Below are 17,915 nucleotides of genomic sequence, written 5' to 3' on the forward strand. Positions count from 1 at the left end.
GTTACCTCCTTTGTGTAAAAATATGTAGATACAAACATTATTTTACACTATATGGAAATTTATAACAATAAAATGCGAGTAATTAATAAAAGATTAATATCAATAGGAGGATAAATCAATGGATGATATTTTTAAAATAGTAAAAGGAAAATTCAAACCTACCGAATCAACTGATACAAAAAAATTCTGGCAAAACTATTTGATTGGTAAAACTCTTACTCTGTGTTCAAGTGTAATGGAGGGATGTTGGAACTTGGTTGGAATAGATGGAGAAGAAAAGTGCAAAGACTTTCTTAAATGGGTATGGGATCATGAAAAAGAACATGATTACGAAAGTTTTGAAGATATGCAAGAAGAAATGGATTGTGGTAATGATGGTTTTGGCTTCGAACCTGATGAAATTGAGGTAATTGAGTTTCTTTTAGGTTATGACTTGGACAAGAAGGAAACAGTGAAGCCATAGATTGTGATAGCAAAATTAAAGGCCTAAAAGTAGGCAGAAAGAGGTTAATAAATGCCAAATCATGTAACAAACAGATTAACTATAATAGCAGAAATCAACAGGGTTTCTGAAATAAAAAATTTTATTCAGATAGAAAAAAGCGAAAACAACGAGGAAGTTTATGGTCCAGGTACAATTGATTTAAATAAAATCACTCCAATGCCTAGATGGGTTTATGGTTCAAACCCTAAAGTTTTCGGAATTAGCCGAGCCGACGAAGAAAAATATGGAGAAGACAACACATCTTTGGGATGGGCAAGAAAAAACTGGGGAACAAAATGGAATGCATATGGGCAACCAGACAAACGAAATAGTGACAATGTTATATTCTTTCAAACGGCGTGGAATTGCCCACATGAACTCGTTAAAAAACTTTCATAGATATTTCCGGACGTAAAGTTTGAGATTGCTTGGGCTGATGAAGATTTAGGCCATAACATTGGGATTACTATTTTTCAAGATGGCGAGATTCTGGAAAATATCATCCCCAAAGGTGGTAGCGTTGAAGCAAAAAAGCTTTATTTTGAAATAACCAATGAGAGCCTTGCCGAACATGGAATGAATGAAAACTATGAATACATAGATGAGCAATAGCTCGCAAAAGCAAAATATTACGTAACAAATAAAATCGGAGTAATACTAGTTAAATAAGTGTGCGCACACCTCCAGACGTGGAGGTCAGAAATGAAAATATTAGTAGCATGTGAAGAAAGCCAGGCAGTAACAATTGAGTTAAGAAAGTTAGGACATGAAGCGTATAGCTGTGATATTGAACCATGTAGCGGAGGACACCCAGAATGGCACTTACAACAAGATGTTATTCCACTACTAAAGCAACATTGGGATATGATACTTGCTTTTCCTCCTTGTACATATTTAACTGTAACGGGAAACAGTTGGTTTAATATTGAGAAGTATGGCGAAAAGGCAATAAAACGGCATGAGGACAGAAAAAAAGCAATTGAATTCTTTATGTTATTTGCTAATTCAGATTGTGAAAAGATTGCCATAGAAAATCCTATAGGTGTAATGTCAACTCAATACAGAAAGCCAAATCAAATAATTCAACCCTATCAATTTGGAGAACCAGAAAGAAAATCAACATGTCTGTGGTTGAAAGGGTTACCTAATTTAGTGCCAACAAACATAGTAGAACCTATTCTTTATACTTACAAAGATGGCAGGACGGATGGGAATTGGCATATGCAAACATTAAAACTTCCTGCAAAAGAAAGGGCAAAGGCAAGAGCAAAAACATTTCCAGGTATCGCAAGAGCAATGGCCCAACAGTGGGGATAGGGAGGCGGTGAGAAATGTTAGTAGAACAAACCCTGTTTGGGGTTAGAGATAAAGTAAAAATAGCAATAGATCGATTACAAGCTTTTGAACCGCCAGAGGGTTACTACTTAGCCTTTAGCGGAGGGAAAGACAGTCAGTGCATATATCATTTAGCCAAAGAAGCCGGGGTAAAGTTTGATGCTCATTATCATCTGACTACAGTAGACCCACCTGAACTTATTTATTTTATTAAAGAGTATTATCCAGATGTAATTACAGATAAACCAGAGACAACAATGTGGAATTTAATAAAAAAGAGAGGCCTCCCAACTCGACAAAAAAGATTTTGTTGTCAAGTATTAAAAGAGGGCGGTGGTGAGGGGAGAATCGTTGTAACCGGAGTAAGATGGGCAGAAAGCACAAGCAGAAAAAACAACAGGGGAGTAACTGAAGTAATAGGCAAAAACAAAGCAGATAAGATTCTATTTAATGATAATGACGAGGATAGAAAACTGTTTGAAAACTGCCAGAAGAAAGGCAAACGAGTTATAAACCCTATAGTTGATTGGAATGAGAATGACGTCTGGGAATACCTTAACAGCCGAAGTATAAAGCATTGTTGCTTATATGACGAAGGATGGAAAAGACTTGGTTGTATCGGTTGCCCATTAGCTGGAACTGAGCAGATGCTAAGGGAATTTGAAAGATGGCCTAAATACAGGGATAATTACAGGCGAGCTATTACGAAATGGCTTACCGGATATTTGGAACGTTGCATAAAAAGAAAAGCCGACCCTTGTTTTACAAGTGCTAATGCATGGATGGAATGGTGGCTATACGGCACAGTTAAGCAAAAACAATGTAACGGTCAGATGGAAATTGAGGACATGGGAGAAGGTGAAGAATGAACACATCAGGCGAAATAAAGTGTTGTGAGAACTGTATATTTAGCATGGACTACGGCGAATCAGTGCAGTTTATAAAGTGTGAGAAATCAAGGAAGTATGTTGATAAAAAAGGCTGCTGCAAGCATTTTTGCAAAAGAGATTAGTACGGAATATAGAGGTAATCCGACGAAGAAAGGGTGAAATCATGGAATTAAATCTAATTGATAAAAACGGTAAGACATATACACGGTTTAAAATCGGGAACAAAGAGCTGACAACGTTGCCTAAAAAATGGGTAGTAGCATTAGGACAGCCAAGTAAGAAAAGCAGTAGGTTTACATACTTTGAGGCAGAAGGAGATTTATAGAGCAAAGGAGTGAGGACGTTGAGGGAGATTAAAGCTAGAGGTAAAAGGACTGACAATGGCGAGTGGGTTTACGGTTGTTATTTAAAAAGGTGGATAGGAGCAAAGTATAAGCATTATATACATGATGGGTTGTTGGAATTTGAAGTTATCCCCGAAACAGTCGGAGAGTTCACCGGGTTGCACGACAAAAAAAGAACAGAACAATATCCGGAAGGGCAGGAGATTTATGAGGGGGATATTCTCACACAGTCTTTTACTGACGAGGATGGAAAAATAAAGAGTTTTAGTCCGCTTTTAGTTAAATACGTACAAAGTCAATTTGTTGGCGAAAACAAAGTTTTAGACAGATTACATGGACTTTGGGCTGATATAGAGCATGAAATTATCGGCAACATACACGACAACCCCGAACTGATACCCGAACTGATAAAGGAGAGTGAAGATAATGAGAAATTATAGAGGTAAAAGTCTTGGTGCTTGGGTTTTTGGTGATTTAGTTAGCCGTAAAGGAAGTTTGCCACCGTACATACATTTTTATGATTCAGACGGATGCGAATACATGTGCGATATTGAAATTAATACTCTTGGAGAATGCACAGGCGAAAAAGATATAAACGGCACTGCAATATATACGGGCGATATTGTCGAAAGGACATCTGGTTTAGTAGGTGATGATTACGATGGGTTTAAAGGAGTTGTAAAGTTTATTGATGCTGCTTATGTAATAGAAAGCCTCGATGGGAAAGATGGAACTTTATTGGGTGACGATATTGCCGAACTTGAAGTCTTAGGGAATATATATGATAACCCTGAACTACTTAATAATGACATGATAAAAGTCTGGTACCAAACAGACGGAGGCGGGAAACTCTATGAAGTGGACATCGAAAGTGTAGCATGTGATCTGCAGGTTGCACAGGAGGACTTTGAAACGGAAAAAGATGAAGATGAAGCATTTAAAAAGCAATCATACGATGAAATTCTAGAAAGTATTAAAAATCTTAAATTAGATCAAGAAATTGAAGCTTTTGGATTTGGGTGGGGTTGTACTATGATAAGCCAAAAAGAGTTAGATACATTACCGGAGTTTGAAGGATGGTAAGTTCAGCAAATAAGTCTATTACGCACGAAAGGAAGGTAAATACAGATGGCAAAATGTAACGACTGTAGGTATTGTATAGGAACTTGTGACGGAGAACAGGAGAGTTTCGGCGGCCATGCTTATATCTCAAGTATATCTTATGGAGTTGAGTGTAAAAAAGGTTATTCCAAGAAATTTAAACCTGAAGGTGAAACGGAGTGTAAAGGGTTTGCTTTAACTGAAAGATTAATCCATGAAAAGCTTGATTTAATTAATTCCTTGCTGCCAAAGGTAATTGATATTGATTGTGACGAAGGGTTTTGTAACCATGTATTAGTTACTGCTGACGATGAAACAAAACAGGTATTTATGCAATGTGGAATTAGTGAAGATACGTTTAATAGGAACATTGAAGCTTCCGGCATAAATCTTAATATTATCGGTTTTAAATATGGCAAATGGTTCACATCAGAGGACGGATACTTGCCATATAAACTAGCATGAAAGGACGCTATTTGAATATATGATGCCGTTGATCCGGGAGCAGACATTGTAAGTCTATTACGCACCAGAAAGAAGGGGATTTAATGAACGTAGTAAGCTTTGGCGGAGGTACAAACAGCACAGCAATGCTTATAGGTATGTGGGAAAAGAAAATGCCTGTTGACCTTATATTATTTGCTGATACTGGCTGTGAAATGCCACATACATATGAGCATGTTGAAATAATGAGTAAGTGGCTAAAAGAACACAAAATGCCTGAAATAACTGTTGTAGGGTATACAGACAAGAACGGGAAAAGATTTACTTTAGAGGATGAATGTTTAAGATCATGCACACTTCCTTCTCTGGCCTATGGGTTTAAAAAATGTTCTCTTAAACACAAAAAGGGTGTACAAGATAAATATTGCAATAGTTATCAGCCATGTATTGATGTTTGGAGCTCCGGCAAAAAAGTAAACAAATTTATTGGTTATGATGCCGGGGAAGAACAGAGAAGAGATCATGCATGGGCAGCAGATATGCTTGATAAGAAATATTGTTACAATTACCTGTTGATTGACTGGGAATGGTATAGGGATGATTGTATAAATAAAATAAAGCAGTATAACATACCACTTCCCGGAAAGTCTAGTTGTTTCTGTTGCCCATCTATGAAAAAACCTGAAATAAAAGTACTTAAAAAAACATATCCAGATTTATTTGATAGAGCTATAGCAATTGAGGATAATGCAAAAAAAAATCTATTAACAGTAAAAGGTCTTGGACGAAACTACTCATGGAAGGACTATATTGAATCTGTTGAAGCACAGTTGGATATATGCAGCTTACTTGATGATGAAGATTTGATTCCATGTGGATGTTATGACGGTTAGGCCGCAATTTGAATATAATCTGAGCGAAACAAAAGGGGGAGGTGCCTATGAAAAAAGCAGAACTAAACGAAATTTTAAAACTAAAAAAGGAAGTAAAGCAGCTTAACCAAAAGCTTCAGGAACTCAATTATGGTGACGATGAAACTGTTGTATCGGACAAGGTTCGGGGTAGCATGTCGGAGTATCCTTATTCAGCGAGGTCTTTCAATCTGGTTGGTCGGGAGCAGATGTCTGAAAAGTGCATACAAAAGCGAAACGAAATAGGCAAAAAGATAAGCGACAAGTACTATGAGCTAAATTGCAAGATTAGCAAGGCACTTGATTACATAAATACTATCAGTGATAGCGAGATAAGGACAATATATAGATACAGATTCATTGATGGGCAAGAATGGAAAGAGATAGGCTTATACATGAATTACGATGAAAGTACCGTAAGGAGGAAATGTAGAGCTTGGGAAAATAAAAACAAATAAAGTTGCCCGTCAATACCCGTTATTAATGTTTTATAATTGTATCATCAAAAACTATATAAATATTTCAAAGGGCAAACAACATCAGGACGGATACCTGGTGTTGTTTTATTTTATTCAAAGGGGGTGTGCTCTTCATGGCTAAATATAAATTTATAGGTGCAACATGTGTTTGGGGCACATTCAGAGAAGGCAAATGGTTTTGTATCTTTCCTAAATGTGCAAAGTACAAAATTCAGACAGGCAGGTGAAAGTTATATGAATAAAAAGCCTGCTAAACCAATACCGGAAAGTCATTATGAACGCTTCAAATATCGCCTTGAAGAGATTAGTGGAGAATGGGCAGAAAGAAACATTACCATTTTCTTACTAGATATTGCAACAGGATATAGGATTCAAGACATTATAGACTTGACTATATCAGATATTCAGACAGCACTACAACAAGGTTGTTTTGAGATCCAGGAAAAAAAGCAGTATAACGCTTGGAAAACTCACATAAGGAAAAATCCTAAATCTTCAAAGAAAATGCCTGAGAAAAGGAAACATGATATTGTTCCACAGTTGGGAAACATTCTTAAAAAATACATAAAAAATAAAAAGAAGTCCGAATATGCTTTTCCTTCACAAAAAGGATCGGGCAGCAAACATATTAGTGAAAAAGCATACTCAGATATATTAAAAAAAGTTGCAGATGACAATGAAATAAATCTTAAAAACATTACCGGACACAGTTTAAGAAAAACATATGCAAGAAGACTTTTTGAAGATACAAACAACCTTGAATACGTAAGAATTGCACTCGGACATTTGAGTGTTGAGGTAACAAAAAGATATCTTGGGTTGGATGATGATGTCAAAGAGTCAGCAGCAAAAATAGCTGGAAGAAAATTATAGTTTTAATTAAAAATCCGCAATTAGTTAATACATACTTATTTCCAGTGCTATAAAAAAATAACTACAATATATGCAATAAAAAATAAAATCCGTAATCCTATATGTTATTGCGGATTTACAAAGCACTCAAAAAAGTGGTTCAAAGTGTTGATATTTAAGCGTTACAAAGACATTGCATAAAAAATGCTTAAAAAATAACATAGAGACTCATGTATAGAGCCAAGTCTACATGTGGAGGTGAGAACAATTAAGTCAGTTCAAGAAATAATTGATAGTAGTTTAAAGCTTATCGAATCAATGGTTGAGGACAATAAAACCGATAAAGAAATAGCTGATAAGTTAGGAGTTGGATACTCAACATATAAAAAATATAAAGCCACAAATGATGATTTAAAGGCAGTTATATCCGAAGGAAAAGATAAAAAGAATCAAAGAGTAGAACAGGCAGTATTCAAGACTGCTGTTGGTTATACTTACTGGGAAGAAGTAGCTACAAAGGTTAAGTGCCAAGAGTTAGCTGAAGATGGAACTACTATTCTTGAAAAAGAGTCGGTTGTTATAAGTGAAGTTAAGAAGTATAAAGGCCCTGATTTGGCAGCACAAAAGTACTGGCTTAACAACAGAGAGAAATCACAGTGGAAAGAAGATCCTCATGGAGTTGAAAACAATAAAAAGCTTACTAAGCTTAAAGAAAAGGAAGTCAATTCAAAAGCTATAAGCTTGTAAAGAAGGTGAAAAGGATTGCGATATATACCAAGTGTTCATGTGGCAAGAAAATAATACAAGGCAGTAAGTGTGAATGTAGGAAAGATAGATATAAACGGTATGATAAAGAAGTAAGGTACAATCAGGACAATATAAAGTATACAGAGTTTTATAATAGTCCCGAGTGGGATAAGTTAAGCCAATACATTAAAAACAAATACAATGGGTTATGCTTGATGTGTTTACTTGATAATGATGAAATAACTGCTTGTGATTTAGTTCACCACATCACACCAATTAGAATTGATTTCAGTAAACGCTTGGATGTGAAAGAGTTGATACCTCTTTGCCATGCCTGCCACAACAGCATAGACCACATCAACTACACCGAGGAAGTAAAAAGCAAACTGAGAGCTTTGCTAACAGAGTATCAAAAAAAATATGTATAGACCCCGGGGGATAGGAAAAAGTTTTTAGTCATAGTTGCAACACCCGAGTGGCTCTCTCAGTCGAATAAAATTCCCAAAATGAAAGTTTGAACTTTGAGAAAAAAGAAGGTGAAAATGTGAGCAGACCATGCAAGGTGGTAGACAGTCAAAGCAGACATAGTACAAAAGAAGAAATTGAAGCAAGGAAAGAAGCAGAAGAAAGCATAAAAGGCTTGGATGATAAAATTGGTATTCCTCCGGATTATTTGTCTGAGCAGCAAAAAAATATATATTCTTTTATCATCGATGAACTTAAGAGAACAGGGATATTAACTAATTTAGACGTTTACATACTCTCCACTTGTGCTATTGCAGTTGACCGTCTGCAGACAATTGAAACCATTATAAATAAAAACATTGGGAGCATAGTCAATAAAGATTTGATGAGCGCAAAGGATAAATACACTAAAGACCTATATCGATGCTGTAATGAATTGTCGTTATCCCCTCAATCAAGAGCAAAGCTTGGGAATTTAGCCAGAGAAAATAAAGAGAAAGAAGAAGACCCGGTATTAAAAGCCCTAAGGGAAGATGATGAGGAATGATTCTTTTAAATAAAGCATTAAAATATTGTGAAGATGTAATTGAAGGTAGGGAGATCACCACTTGGGAAGTAAAAAAGCAATGCTGTATATTTGTACAAGACTACTATCAAAACCAGTATAATGAGTCTTTTGAGTTTTACTTTGATGAAAAGAAACTAAAAAAAATTAATAATCTGTTAAAACTGTTTAATTATGCAACAGGTTTTGTTGCAGGACAACAGGTATTAGAAGGTTTAGAGGGATTCCAAGCCTTATTTATTTCCGCAATTTTCGGATGGAGATATAAAAAAAATAAAAAGAAGTTTCGCTACAGGGATGTAATATTGTTCATACCAAGGAAAAATGCAAAAAGCTTTATTGCAGCCATCGTTATTCTGCTGCTAATGCTTACTGAACAAAATTTCAGTGAATTTTACAGCATATGCATTGATAGAGACTTGGCAAAAGAAACACGTAAGGCCATGGCTCAACTGATAAAGGCAAGCCCTTCAATCCAGAAACACTTTATTGTATCTGAAAGCGAAATAGGAGTTATAAAGTGTAGAATTACCAACAGCTATTATATTCCGAGAACAAGCAAGGCAAATAAAAACAACTCTATTAGACCTGCCTGTTTTGTAGCAGATGAAGTTGGAGCATTTACAACAAATAGTAATATACAAGCAATGAGAAAAGGCCAGTTAAGTGTTCTTAATCCTATCCAAATACAGACAACTACGGCCTATGCCGAGAGTGACTCTATTATGCTAGAAGAATTGGAATATGATAGGGCTGTATTGAAAGGGATTGTTACAAACCCCAGGCTTTTTTGCTTACTGTATTATTGTAGTAAAGAAGAAGCATGGACTGAAGAAGGACTATACAAGGCTAACCCATTAAGGGTTGAAGAGAATTACGAAGAAATCAGAGCCGACAGGGAAATAGCTAAGGTTAAAATAAGTGAGCAGGAAGAATATTTAACTAAAAACTGTAACATATTTCTTGAAAGCAATGAAATTAATAAATATCTTGATATGGAACATTGGAAGAAGTGGGAGATTACCGAAGAGGAATTTAAAGGGAGGATAAAAGGTAAAAAGGTTAAAGTAAGCGTTGATTTATCTGTAACTACAGATTTAACAGCTGTTGGAATTGAATTTGAAGATGAAGAGATTTTTTATTCTAAGTCTCACGGCTTTTTACCTGAGGACAGCCTTGCAAGCAGAAGGGAAAAAATTGATTATAGAGCATATGCTAAAGCTGGTTATTGTGACATACATAAGGGAATGACGGTAAATTACACGCTGGTTGAAGAACATATAAGGAATATAGAAATTGTATATGAATGTGAAATAGAAGTAATCGTTACCGACCCAACGAATGCCAAAGAGATGATGGAAAGACTATCAGCAGACTATGATGTGGTATTACTGAAACAAACCTATACGAACCTTTCTCCGGCTACTAAAGAATATAGAAAGGCTGTTTATGATGGCAAAACAAGACATGTTAAAAATGAATTGCTTGATTGGAACATGAACAAAGCAAGTACATCAAAGGGAAAAGCAGATGACGAAATGCTTATAAAAGAGGATAAAAACAAGCAAAGAATAGACATGGTTGTTGTTCTTATTTTCTCTCACACAGAATTTGTAGGGAGCAATGTTCAAGTTAACACAAGCAAATACGTTGAAGAGGATTATCTGAATAATTTATATGGTGGTGATTAAGATTAAAAAATTAAATATTATTACAAAAGTGATAAGCCAGAGCAAAGAAGAAATACTTTTGTTAGCAGGCTTGTTTTTTATTTTATTTGCCACTCTAAGAATCAGTTTTACAGCGTTTTTGTATTTGTTTGGTTTAATGCTATGTGGTATTGCTGTATTCTTATTGAAATTTCCGGGAAAGCGAGGTGGATAAATGGGATTTTTAAAGGATAGGTTGAATATTCAAAATGCTACATCAATTACATTGCAGGATAGTGAGTTATTAAGGCTTCTTGGCATAGATGGACAAAATATAAGACCGGGCAAATTAGGAGAAATAACATATTTTACGTGTCTTAAACATCTATCCGAATGTATTGGTAAGTTACCTATACGTCAATATAAGGAAGATGCAGTAAAAGGAAAAGAAAAAGTTAGGGGAAGTTACCTGGATTACATACTTAATACTGAGCCAAATCCATACATGACAGCATCAACCTTCTGGCAAACCGTAGAACTTAATCGTAATCATTATGGAAATGCGTATGTGTATCAAGAATGTTATACGATTGGCAGAAATGCAGGTCAGATTAAAGCATTATGGATTCTTCCAAGTAATCAGGTAACTATTTGGATGGACGATGCAGGTTTTTTTGGTAAACAAAGTGCAATATGGTATGTTTGGCAAGACCAAAGAGGTAGGGGCAAACAATATAAATTTAGGGCAGAAGAAATTTTACATTTTAAAAGCTCTGTAAGTTGGGATGGAATAGTAGGATTGGCAGTTAAGGATATATTAAAGATACAGATAGAAACTGCACAGTATGGTCAGAGTTATTTAGGCAAGCTCTATAAAAATAATATGTTTGGTGGAAAAGTAATTTTGAATTATACCGGTGATCTAGACCGTAAAAAAGAAGAGACATTAGCAAAAAAAATAGAAAGCTATAGTTCCTCTGTTGGTAGCGGAAAATTTATACCATTACCACTTGGAATTACAGCACAGACACTCGATATGAAATTGAGTGATGCAGAGTTTGTAGATTTAAATAAACTAAGTGCTTTACAAATAGCCGGGGCATTTGGAATAAAACCAAATATACTTAATAATTACGATAAATCCAGTTACAGCAATAGTGAAACACAGCAACTGGATTTTTACGTTAATAGCTTCATGCCAACACTGAAAGGATACAAAGAAGAAAACACAAGAAGACTTCTAACCAGTAAACAAAAAATTGACAATAATGTACTAGAGCATGATATTAAAGAGCTATTCAAACTAGATCCAGTTAAACAAATAGGGGTCCTACAAAAAGGTATAAATAATTTTATATATACAGCAAATGAAGCAAGGGAGGAAATGGGATTACCTTATAGCAATGAGCCTTCAGCAAATGAGCTGATAGGTAATGGTAATTACATTAAAATTTCCCAAATTGGGAGCCAATGGAAAGGAGGTGTAAAAGTTGAGTAAAAAATATTGGGAATTTAAGAATCAAACTGATGATACAGCAGATTTATATTTATATATACAAATTGCAAGCTGGGGTGGAGGATGCTATGCACACTCTGCACAGAGTTTTAAACAGGAATTAGATGCACTTGGTAATATAAAATCACTTAATGTATATATAAATAGTCCAGGTGGTGATGTTTTTGAAGGTAGTGCTATATATAACATGCTTAAGCGGTTTAAGGCTGATGTAAATGTATATATTGATGGTGTAGCAGCAAGCATTGCAAGCGTTATAGCTATGAGTGGTAAAACCGTAAATATGCCTAAAAATTCAATGCTTATGATACATAACGCATGGACATATGTCGAAGGTAACAGCGATGATTTACGGAAAATGGCTAATACATTAGATAAAGTAAACACATCAATAAGGCAGGCATATCTTTCAAAAGCAGGAGACAAACTGGATGAAGAAACACTTATCAAACTTATGGATGCTACAACATGGTTAACAGCTCAGGAATGTTATGATTATGGTTTGTGTGATAACCTTTTAGATGAAGTAAATATAGCAGCTTGCGTTAAAGGAATGGATTTTAAAGCATATAAAAATGTACCGAAAGCTTTAATTGTGAAGAATGAAGAACCTCCCGAGGGAGAACAAGAAGATCCAAAAGAATTGAAAGCCAATAATGAATTGGAGTTGGCAAAAGCGTTACTATTACTAGAATTACAATAAAAAGAACAGCTTAAGTAGGCTGTTCTTTTTATATTGCAACCATAATTTTAAAAAAGAGAGGTAATTAAGAATGTTAAAATCAGCAGAATTAAAACAAGAACTTGAAACACTAAAAGCAAGCGCAAAGGGATTGACAGTAGCAGGTGAGATTATGGCAAAAGTAGAGGAAATCAAGGCATTAAAAGCAAAAATTGAATTAGCAGAAATGGAAGAGGCTGATGAACAAGCGGAAATTGAGGCTAAGACAATAACCAGTAAAAAGCTGAATAATGAGACAGCAAACAGGGGGCTTATTTTAGCAAAAGCAATAGCCGGAAAAGAATTAACCGATGAAGAAAAAGTAACCTTTAATGAAATAAAGGCTGTTATGGTTGAAGGTGATAAAACAAAGGGTGGAGTAGTAATTACACCTGATATCTCTACCATGATTAAGGAGTTTCAAGATGCAACAAGGAATTTTGATATAAGACCATATTTAAATGTTGAGCCTGTCGGAACCATGAAAGGTTCAAGACCAATTGCTGATAATGTTCCAGAGGCTTCTGGATTTGCAAGCCTTGACGAAGGTGCGGAAATACAAGCTTTATATGAACCTACATTTACTGACCTGGAATATAATGTGCGCAAATATGCCGGGTACATACCACTTACAAATGAATTGCTTGAAGATTCGGCTGAAAACATTCTGGCATTCATAATAAAGTGGATGGGAGAAAATGAACTTAATACATACGCTTATCAAGTTTTTAACGGTACAGGGACAAAGTCAGCACAGGGAATATTAACTGAGGCTAAAACAGGTGGAGAGTTGGAAAGCAGAACGGAAACAATTGATTCTCCACCAGATATAAAAAAATTCAAGACAATATTTAATGTTGATCTGGAAAGTGTAAGTAATGTGAACCTTGCAATATATACAAATGCAGACGGGTATAACTATCTTGATGGTTTGGAAGATGAAAATGGCAAGCCGTATTTACAACCTGATGTTACTGCAAAATCTGGATTTACTTTCTTAGGCAGAGAAATTGTAAAAGTGCCAAAGAAATTTATTGCTAATGTGACAACTGGCGAGGGTGAAAGTGCCGTAACAAGGACTCCATTTGTTATAGGCAGCCTTAAAGAACTGTATACCATGTTTGACAGAAAGGCAATGAGCGTTGAATCAAGTAATATTGGTGGGGATGCTTGGAGGAAAGATACTACAGAGGTAAAAGGTATTTTTAGGTTTGATGGTAAGCTTGTCAATAAAAATGCAATAAAGGTATTGTATGCTAAATTATCGTAGGACAGTAAATTTTAAAGGGCATAAGGATGGATTATTCTTATGCCCTTTATAAAAGGCTGGTGAAAAAATGATACTGACATTAGAGGAAGCCAAAAAGTATTTAAAAGCAGACGTAGATGATACATCGGAAGACCAGGATATTGAATCTTTAATATCTGCAGCTGAAGAATATTTAAAAAATGCTGGATGCAAGTTACCGGAAGGGAATGAACTAGCGAAACTCGCAATTAAGCTCCTTGTTGTTCACTGGCATGAAAATAGAGAGCCAATTGGGAAAGCAGATAAGCTGCAATATAGCCTATCAAATATAATCTTTCAGTTACAGTATTGTTATGAAGAGGAGACAATAATATGAATCCTGGAGAACTTAAAGAAAAAATATCAGTGGCAACACTTGTTCCTGATGGAAATAATTTCATATGGCAATCTCAAAAGGTAACATGGGCAAAAGCTGAAATTTTGAATACAAAAAATATCTTTTCAAGTATTGGTATGGGAGCAAGAACGGTAAAATTCGTAGTGCGAAAACAAAGTTTAAGTTTGCATAATGCTTTTATTTGGAAGGGTAATCACTGTTTTTTAACTGCAATAAACGAGGAAAGCAGATTGTATTATGAGGTACTTGCAGCTATTGTAACCATAAAAGAATGTCATATAAAAAGAGAACCCGACCCACCTATATATAACAATTTAAACAGGCCAGTATATAGCGAACCTACATTAATCACATTTCCGGGTATCTTAACAGAAAAATTCCTTGGGAATATTCAGGAACAACCAATGACAACCATTGAAACACGCCTTGTTCTTGTAACTCCAAAATTAATTAAATTGGAAGAGGGCGAACTTGTAGCAATAGATGAAAAAGATTATGAGGTTCTACTTGCACATACTCTGGATGAATTTAAAAATGAATATGAAATTATTTCAAGGAGGAATGTCTAGTGCAGAGTATTCAGATTGACGGCATTAGCAAATTTGATTCAGACCTTGAAGATTTACTCGGTAAACTTCCGGATAAGCGCAGAGAGCTCCACCAAAGAATAGCAAAGACCACAAAAGAAGAAGTTGACAAGCAAATAAACGCTTCTGGATTGAAAGACAGTTCAGGGAAAATAAAAGATTGGCAAGAATCTCATGTCGGTTCTGGTGGGGGATATGCTGCTGTCAGAGCAGAAAAAGGAGCAACAGGTAAAAACAGCCCGGGAGCAATAACAAATTATCTTGAAAACGGGCATAGAATACGTGAACCGGGTGGAAATTCAAAAACATATAGACCACGCATAAAAAAGCCTTATGTTGATGGATATCATTTTTATCAATCAGCACAAACATCAGCAGAGGCAAAAGCTATATCAGAAGCAGAAAAATTCGTAGAAGAGTTTAGGCAAAAACTGGAGGGTTAAAATGGTAACTGCAATTGAAATAATGACTGGTGTAAATACTGTACTGGTTGAAATTGCACCTGAATATAAAGTGTATCTCCAAAGGTGCCCGAAGGATTTTAAAAGGCCATCATTTTTAATCCAATATGTCAGGACTAGTAGAAGAGATATGAATAAATCTATAGTAGAAAAAACAGTTTACCTGACAATTACCTGCTTCGTGGAGAAAGATGAATATTATAGGTCTGATACTGATGAACTTGCAGAGATACAGGAAAAGATAATGCAAGCATTTACTGAAAGACACATAACCGTTAATGACAGAGCAATAAAAATGCAAAGCAGCACCGGTGGTTTTGAAGAAAATATGGCATTTGTTGATTTGCAATGTACATATTTTGACAACCGTACTGATGCAGTGGACACCACTCCACTAGTAGCATCAGTTAACACAAATCTGGAGGAGGTTTAAAATGGGATTACCAAATATAAATATCAATTTTAGCACTGCGGCTGCTACAGCCCTTGAACGCTCCAAAAATGGTATCGTAGCAATAATTTTGAAAGATGCTAACGGCACGGGAGCATATACGCTAACAAAATCAACTCAGATAGCTTCGCAACTTGGAACAATCGGAGCAAACAACCAAAAATACGTTGAAAGGGCCTTTGTTGGTTACGTGAACACTCCAAAGAAAGTAATTGTATATGTTCTGGCTACCACAGATGAGAATTTGTCAGAAGCTCTGCAATACTTTGAAAATGTCCAGTTTGATTATCTTGTTGGCCCGCCTGACTGTGATACCACAGAAGCAACTGAGATATCTACTTGGATAAAAGCACAAAGGGCAGAAGGGTATACCCCTAAAGCTGTTTTACCAAATATGGCGGCTGACAGTGAAGGGATAATCAATTTTACTACTACAGGTATTAAAGTTGACGGTATTGTACATACAACTGCTGAGTATTGCTCTCGTATAGCAGGATTAATTGCCGGAACACCAATGACAATCTCTTGCACTTATGCTCCTTTACCCGAAGTCAGTATGGTTGATAAGCTGTCAAAGGAGGACATTGACACCGCCATAGATGCAGGTAAATTTGTCATATTCTCAGACGGTGAAAAGGTAAAGGTAGGTCGTGGAGTTAATTCGTTGCAGACTACCACTGAAACCAAAGGAGAGGTTTTCAAGAAAATAAAGATTGTTGAAGCGGTTGACATGATAAGAAGTGACATCAGTAAAACCGCCGAAGACAGCTATATTGGAAAATACTCAAATAATTATGATAACAAATGTTTGCTTATATCAGCAATTAAAGGCTATTTCAAAGGCCTTGAAAATGACGGAATACTTGAAATGGGTACTAGTACCGTAGATATAGATACAATTGCACAAGAACAATATCTACAAAGCAAAGGTACCGATACGGCGGATATGACAGAGCAGGAAATAAGAACAGTAGCCACAGGAGATCAGGTATTCCTTACATCGCAAATTTCAATTCTTGATGCTATTGAGGATATTGAGCTCAGTATAACAATATAGGGAGGTATGTTAAATGCAAGCTAACAGAGTAATGTCTGGAACTTGGGGTGAGGTTTGGATGAATGGCGAATATGTATCTGAATGCTATGGTTTACAGGCAAAGGCATCGTTTAATAAAGAGGATGTTCCAATTTGTAGGCAAATGGCTACAGATAAGAAAATAACCTCAATTTCATGTACCGGTTCACTAAAATTATATAAAGCTAACAGCAGAATGGCTATTGCAATAGGTGACAATATTAAAAAAGGTAAAGATATAAGATTTACGGTTATATCAAAGTTGGATGATCCCGATGCATACGGCGCAGAACGTATTGTACTTCGTAATGTTTCTTTCGATGATCTGACACTGGCTGATTGGGAAGTTGCAAAGAATGGAACAGTTGAAGCTCCATTCACCTATACTGACTATGAATTTTTAGATAAAGTGGGGGTCTAAAATGGATAATACACTTGATTTATTACTTAATATGAATGTTTCCGATTTACCGGAGAAGGAATACAAGGTAAAAAGACTTAGCGGATTATGCGGAAGTCCTGTAATATTTAAATTAAGGGCACTTCCGTACAACCAAGCCAATGACATATCACGAGCACAGAAGGAAGATATGGAAGTACACATACTGCTTGCAGGCGTGGTAGAACCTAATTTAAGGTCACCTGAATTGCTTGCAAAATACAGCACAGTAACACCAGCCGAAATGATAAAAAAGATGTTGCTCCCGGGAGAAATCACAGATATTTCAAGGGCCATTGAAAGACTTTCAGGATATCGCATTGATACAATTGAAGAGATTAAAAAAAAATAGATAAAGATCCTGAAACACAGTTGATGTATTTCCTTTTCCGTGAAAAAAATATTATGCCAGGTTATTACTATAACCTACCTGCCGGAGAGAAATTAGTAATTAGAGCATTTTTCGAAACCGAAATGCAGTATAGGAAAAAGTAAAACTTGACAAATTACCAGAAATTGCTATTCTGTATTTAGAACAATCAGGGAGGTAACGGTATGGTATATTTGACAATACTCTGCGTTGGAATGATTGTCGGACTTTCATTTTTGATAAGAATTGTTCTGATTAACCGATCAGGTGAAACGGAAGAAGTGGCACGTATTAAAGTCCGAAATTGTGTAATTGGAATGTTCATCAGCTTTATAATAGCATTACTATCTTCATTTATGATATTTTAATATAAAACAATGGTT

General features: G+C 35.7%; 28 protein-coding genes. All 28 read left to right on the forward strand.

All coding sequences use genetic code 11. The features are described from left to right. The first annotated feature begins 118 nt into the window (after nt 1–118). The 28 genes from K412_RS0114695 to K412_RS0114835 all read left to right on the forward strand — a co-directional run bounded on the left by K412_RS0114695 (nt 119) and on the right by K412_RS0114835 (nt 17,900). Entirely contained in the window at nt 119–463 is a 345-nt protein-coding gene (locus K412_RS0114695) for a hypothetical protein (protein ID WP_024833812.1), read from the forward strand. Between the two features lie 51 nt (nt 464–514). Beyond that, nucleotides 515–883 (forward strand): hypothetical protein, encoded by a 369-nt coding sequence (locus K412_RS21420; RefSeq protein WP_024833813.1) that lies wholly within the window; start codon nt 515–517, stop codon nt 881–883. Beyond that, nucleotides 884–1,096: a DUF1281 family ferredoxin-like fold protein gene (locus K412_RS23065; RefSeq protein ID WP_157833841.1), complete on the forward strand. Its 213-nt coding sequence runs from the start codon at nt 884–886 to the stop codon at nt 1,094–1,096. 90 nt (nt 1,097–1,186) lie between these two features. After that, nucleotides 1,187–1,801: a hypothetical protein gene (locus tag K412_RS0114705; RefSeq protein ID WP_024833814.1), complete on the forward strand. Its 615-nt coding sequence runs from the start codon at nt 1,187–1,189 to the stop codon at nt 1,799–1,801. A gap of 14 nt (nt 1,802–1,815) precedes the next feature. Further along, the gene (locus K412_RS0114710) at nt 1,816–2,688 is read left to right on the forward strand and encodes a phosphoadenosine phosphosulfate reductase family protein (RefSeq protein WP_024833815.1); all 873 of its coding nucleotides are present in this window, start codon (nt 1,816–1,818) and stop codon (nt 2,686–2,688) included. After that, nucleotides 2,685–2,831, forward strand: a complete 147-nt coding sequence (locus K412_RS22340; protein ID WP_157833832.1) for a hypothetical protein — start codon at nt 2,685–2,687, stop codon at nt 2,829–2,831. The genes K412_RS0114710 and K412_RS22340 overlap by 4 nt, the downstream gene beginning before the upstream one ends. A gap of 41 nt (nt 2,832–2,872) precedes the next feature. Continuing rightward, a complete protein-coding gene (locus K412_RS22550; protein WP_173585614.1) occupies nt 2,873–3,034 on the forward strand; it encodes a hypothetical protein in 162 nt (53 codons plus the stop codon). Between the two features lie 18 nt (nt 3,035–3,052). Continuing rightward, nucleotides 3,053–3,493: a YopX family protein gene (locus K412_RS0114725; protein WP_024833816.1), complete on the forward strand. Its 441-nt coding sequence runs from the start codon at nt 3,053–3,055 to the stop codon at nt 3,491–3,493. Next, nucleotides 3,480–4,136, forward strand: a complete 657-nt coding sequence (locus K412_RS21425) for a YopX family protein (protein WP_024833817.1) — start codon at nt 3,480–3,482, stop codon at nt 4,134–4,136. Before K412_RS0114725 ends, K412_RS21425 begins: the two co-directional genes overlap by 14 nt. Before the next feature lie 45 nt (nt 4,137–4,181). Next, the gene (locus K412_RS0114735; RefSeq protein WP_024833818.1) at nt 4,182–4,619 is read left to right on the forward strand and encodes a hypothetical protein; all 438 of its coding nucleotides are present in this window, start codon (nt 4,182–4,184) and stop codon (nt 4,617–4,619) included. Nucleotides 4,620–4,702: 83 nt separating this feature from the next. Beyond that, nucleotides 4,703–5,491, forward strand: a complete 789-nt coding sequence (locus tag K412_RS0114740; RefSeq protein WP_024833819.1) for a phosphoadenosine phosphosulfate reductase family protein — start codon at nt 4,703–4,705, stop codon at nt 5,489–5,491. Between the two features lie 47 nt (nt 5,492–5,538). Beyond that, nucleotides 5,539–5,967 (forward strand): hypothetical protein, encoded by a 429-nt coding sequence (locus tag K412_RS0114745; protein WP_024833820.1) that lies wholly within the window; start codon nt 5,539–5,541, stop codon nt 5,965–5,967. A 255-nt stretch (nt 5,968–6,222) separates the two neighbouring features. Next, complete coding sequence (locus K412_RS0114755) at nt 6,223–6,861, forward strand: tyrosine-type recombinase/integrase (RefSeq protein WP_024833821.1); 639 nt, start codon at nt 6,223–6,225, stop codon at nt 6,859–6,861. A 231-nt stretch (nt 6,862–7,092) separates the two neighbouring features. Next, on the forward strand, nt 7,093–7,587 hold the full coding sequence (locus K412_RS0114760; RefSeq protein ID WP_014312791.1) for a hypothetical protein: 495 nt from the start codon (nt 7,093–7,095) through the stop codon (nt 7,585–7,587). A gap of 215 nt (nt 7,588–7,802) precedes the next feature. Next, nucleotides 7,803–8,015, forward strand: a complete 213-nt coding sequence (locus K412_RS22345; RefSeq protein WP_157833833.1) for a hypothetical protein — start codon at nt 7,803–7,805, stop codon at nt 8,013–8,015. A gap of 116 nt (nt 8,016–8,131) precedes the next feature. Beyond that, entirely contained in the window at nt 8,132–8,599 is a 468-nt protein-coding gene (locus K412_RS0114770) for a phage terminase small subunit P27 family (protein ID WP_024833822.1), read from the forward strand. Continuing rightward, on the forward strand, nt 8,596–10,308 hold the full coding sequence (locus K412_RS0114775; protein WP_024833823.1) for a terminase large subunit: 1,713 nt from the start codon (nt 8,596–8,598) through the stop codon (nt 10,306–10,308). Before K412_RS0114770 ends, K412_RS0114775 begins: the two co-directional genes overlap by 4 nt. Before the next feature lie 193 nt (nt 10,309–10,501). After that, the gene (locus K412_RS0114785; protein ID WP_024833825.1) at nt 10,502–11,764 is read left to right on the forward strand and encodes a phage portal protein; all 1,263 of its coding nucleotides are present in this window, start codon (nt 10,502–10,504) and stop codon (nt 11,762–11,764) included. Beyond that, nucleotides 11,757–12,485, forward strand: a complete 729-nt coding sequence (locus K412_RS0114790; protein ID WP_024833826.1) for a head maturation protease, ClpP-related — start codon at nt 11,757–11,759, stop codon at nt 12,483–12,485. The genes K412_RS0114785 and K412_RS0114790 overlap by 8 nt, the downstream gene beginning before the upstream one ends. A gap of 70 nt (nt 12,486–12,555) precedes the next feature. Next, nucleotides 12,556–13,773, forward strand: a complete 1,218-nt coding sequence (locus K412_RS0114795) for a phage major capsid protein (protein ID WP_024833827.1) — start codon at nt 12,556–12,558, stop codon at nt 13,771–13,773. Nucleotides 13,774–13,840: 67 nt separating this feature from the next. Beyond that, nucleotides 13,841–14,128 carry a head-tail connector protein gene (locus K412_RS0114800; RefSeq protein ID WP_024833828.1) on the forward strand — a complete coding sequence of 96 codons (288 nt, stop codon included), beginning with the start codon at nt 13,841–13,843 and terminating at the stop codon, nt 14,126–14,128. Beyond that, nucleotides 14,125–14,718 carry a hypothetical protein gene (locus K412_RS20900; protein ID WP_024833829.1) on the forward strand — a complete coding sequence of 198 codons (594 nt, stop codon included), beginning with the start codon at nt 14,125–14,127 and terminating at the stop codon, nt 14,716–14,718. Before K412_RS0114800 ends, K412_RS20900 begins: the two co-directional genes overlap by 4 nt. After that, nucleotides 14,718–15,179, forward strand: a complete 462-nt coding sequence (locus K412_RS0114810; protein WP_024833830.1) for a hypothetical protein — start codon at nt 14,718–14,720, stop codon at nt 15,177–15,179. Before K412_RS20900 ends, K412_RS0114810 begins: the two co-directional genes overlap by 1 nt. A 1-nt stretch (nt 15,180) precedes the next feature. After that, a complete protein-coding gene (locus K412_RS0114815) occupies nt 15,181–15,630 on the forward strand; it encodes a phage tail terminator family protein (RefSeq protein WP_024833831.1) in 450 nt (149 codons plus the stop codon). A gap of 1 nt (nt 15,631) precedes the next feature. Then, entirely contained in the window at nt 15,632–16,705 is a 1,074-nt protein-coding gene (locus K412_RS0114820) for a phage tail sheath subtilisin-like domain-containing protein (protein ID WP_024833832.1), read from the forward strand. Nucleotides 16,706–16,718: 13 nt separating this feature from the next. Next, nucleotides 16,719–17,144: a phage tail tube protein gene (locus tag K412_RS0114825; protein ID WP_024833833.1), complete on the forward strand. Its 426-nt coding sequence runs from the start codon at nt 16,719–16,721 to the stop codon at nt 17,142–17,144. A 1-nt stretch (nt 17,145) separates the two neighbouring features. Then, nucleotides 17,146–17,514 (forward strand): phage tail assembly chaperone, encoded by a 369-nt coding sequence (locus tag K412_RS0114830; RefSeq protein WP_024833834.1) that lies wholly within the window; start codon nt 17,146–17,148, stop codon nt 17,512–17,514. Between the two features lie 203 nt (nt 17,515–17,717). After that, the gene (locus K412_RS0114835; protein WP_024833835.1) at nt 17,718–17,900 is read left to right on the forward strand and encodes a hypothetical protein; all 183 of its coding nucleotides are present in this window, start codon (nt 17,718–17,720) and stop codon (nt 17,898–17,900) included. The last annotated feature ends 15 nt before the right edge of the window (nt 17,901–17,915 follow it).

This window comes from Ruminiclostridium josui JCM 17888, from assembly GCF_000526495.1.
Taxonomy (GTDB): domain Bacteria; phylum Bacillota; class Clostridia; order Acetivibrionales; family DSM-1351; genus Ruminiclostridium; species Ruminiclostridium josui.

Coding starts and splice junctions, on each gene's coding strand:
- K412_RS0114740 (WP_024833819.1), top strand. CDS start 4,703: ATGAACGTAGTAAGCTTTGGCGGAGGTACAAACAGCACAGCAATGCTT.
- K412_RS0114800 (WP_024833828.1), top strand. CDS start 13,841: ATGATACTGACATTAGAGGAAGCCAAAAAGTATTTAAAAGCAGACGTA.
- K412_RS22345 (WP_157833833.1), top strand. CDS start 7,803: ATGTGTTTACTTGATAATGATGAAATAACTGCTTGTGATTTAGTTCAC.
- K412_RS22550 (WP_173585614.1), top strand. CDS start 2,873: ATGGAATTAAATCTAATTGATAAAAACGGTAAGACATATACACGGTTT.
- K412_RS0114825 (WP_024833833.1), top strand. CDS start 16,719: ATGCAAGCTAACAGAGTAATGTCTGGAACTTGGGGTGAGGTTTGGATG.
- K412_RS0114705 (WP_024833814.1), top strand. CDS start 1,187: ATGAAAATATTAGTAGCATGTGAAGAAAGCCAGGCAGTAACAATTGAG.
- K412_RS22340 (WP_157833832.1), top strand. CDS start 2,685: ATGAACACATCAGGCGAAATAAAGTGTTGTGAGAACTGTATATTTAGC.
- K412_RS0114695 (WP_024833812.1), top strand. CDS start 119: ATGGATGATATTTTTAAAATAGTAAAAGGAAAATTCAAACCTACCGAA.
- K412_RS0114830 (WP_024833834.1), top strand. CDS start 17,146: ATGGATAATACACTTGATTTATTACTTAATATGAATGTTTCCGATTTA.
- K412_RS0114795 (WP_024833827.1), top strand. CDS start 12,556: ATGTTAAAATCAGCAGAATTAAAACAAGAACTTGAAACACTAAAAGCA.
- K412_RS0114775 (WP_024833823.1), top strand. CDS start 8,596: ATGATTCTTTTAAATAAAGCATTAAAATATTGTGAAGATGTAATTGAA.
- K412_RS0114785 (WP_024833825.1), top strand. CDS start 10,502: ATGGGATTTTTAAAGGATAGGTTGAATATTCAAAATGCTACATCAATT.
- K412_RS0114835 (WP_024833835.1), top strand. CDS start 17,718: ATGGTATATTTGACAATACTCTGCGTTGGAATGATTGTCGGACTTTCA.
- K412_RS0114710 (WP_024833815.1), top strand. CDS start 1,816: ATGTTAGTAGAACAAACCCTGTTTGGGGTTAGAGATAAAGTAAAAATA.
- K412_RS21425 (WP_024833817.1), top strand. CDS start 3,480: ATGAGAAATTATAGAGGTAAAAGTCTTGGTGCTTGGGTTTTTGGTGAT.
- K412_RS0114815 (WP_024833831.1), top strand. CDS start 15,181: ATGGTAACTGCAATTGAAATAATGACTGGTGTAAATACTGTACTGGTT.
- K412_RS0114755 (WP_024833821.1), top strand. CDS start 6,223: ATGAATAAAAAGCCTGCTAAACCAATACCGGAAAGTCATTATGAACGC.
- K412_RS21420 (WP_024833813.1), top strand. CDS start 515: ATGCCAAATCATGTAACAAACAGATTAACTATAATAGCAGAAATCAAC.
- K412_RS0114745 (WP_024833820.1), top strand. CDS start 5,539: ATGAAAAAAGCAGAACTAAACGAAATTTTAAAACTAAAAAAGGAAGTA.
- K412_RS20900 (WP_024833829.1), top strand. CDS start 14,125: ATGAATCCTGGAGAACTTAAAGAAAAAATATCAGTGGCAACACTTGTT.
- K412_RS0114735 (WP_024833818.1), top strand. CDS start 4,182: ATGGCAAAATGTAACGACTGTAGGTATTGTATAGGAACTTGTGACGGA.
- K412_RS0114820 (WP_024833832.1), top strand. CDS start 15,632: ATGGGATTACCAAATATAAATATCAATTTTAGCACTGCGGCTGCTACA.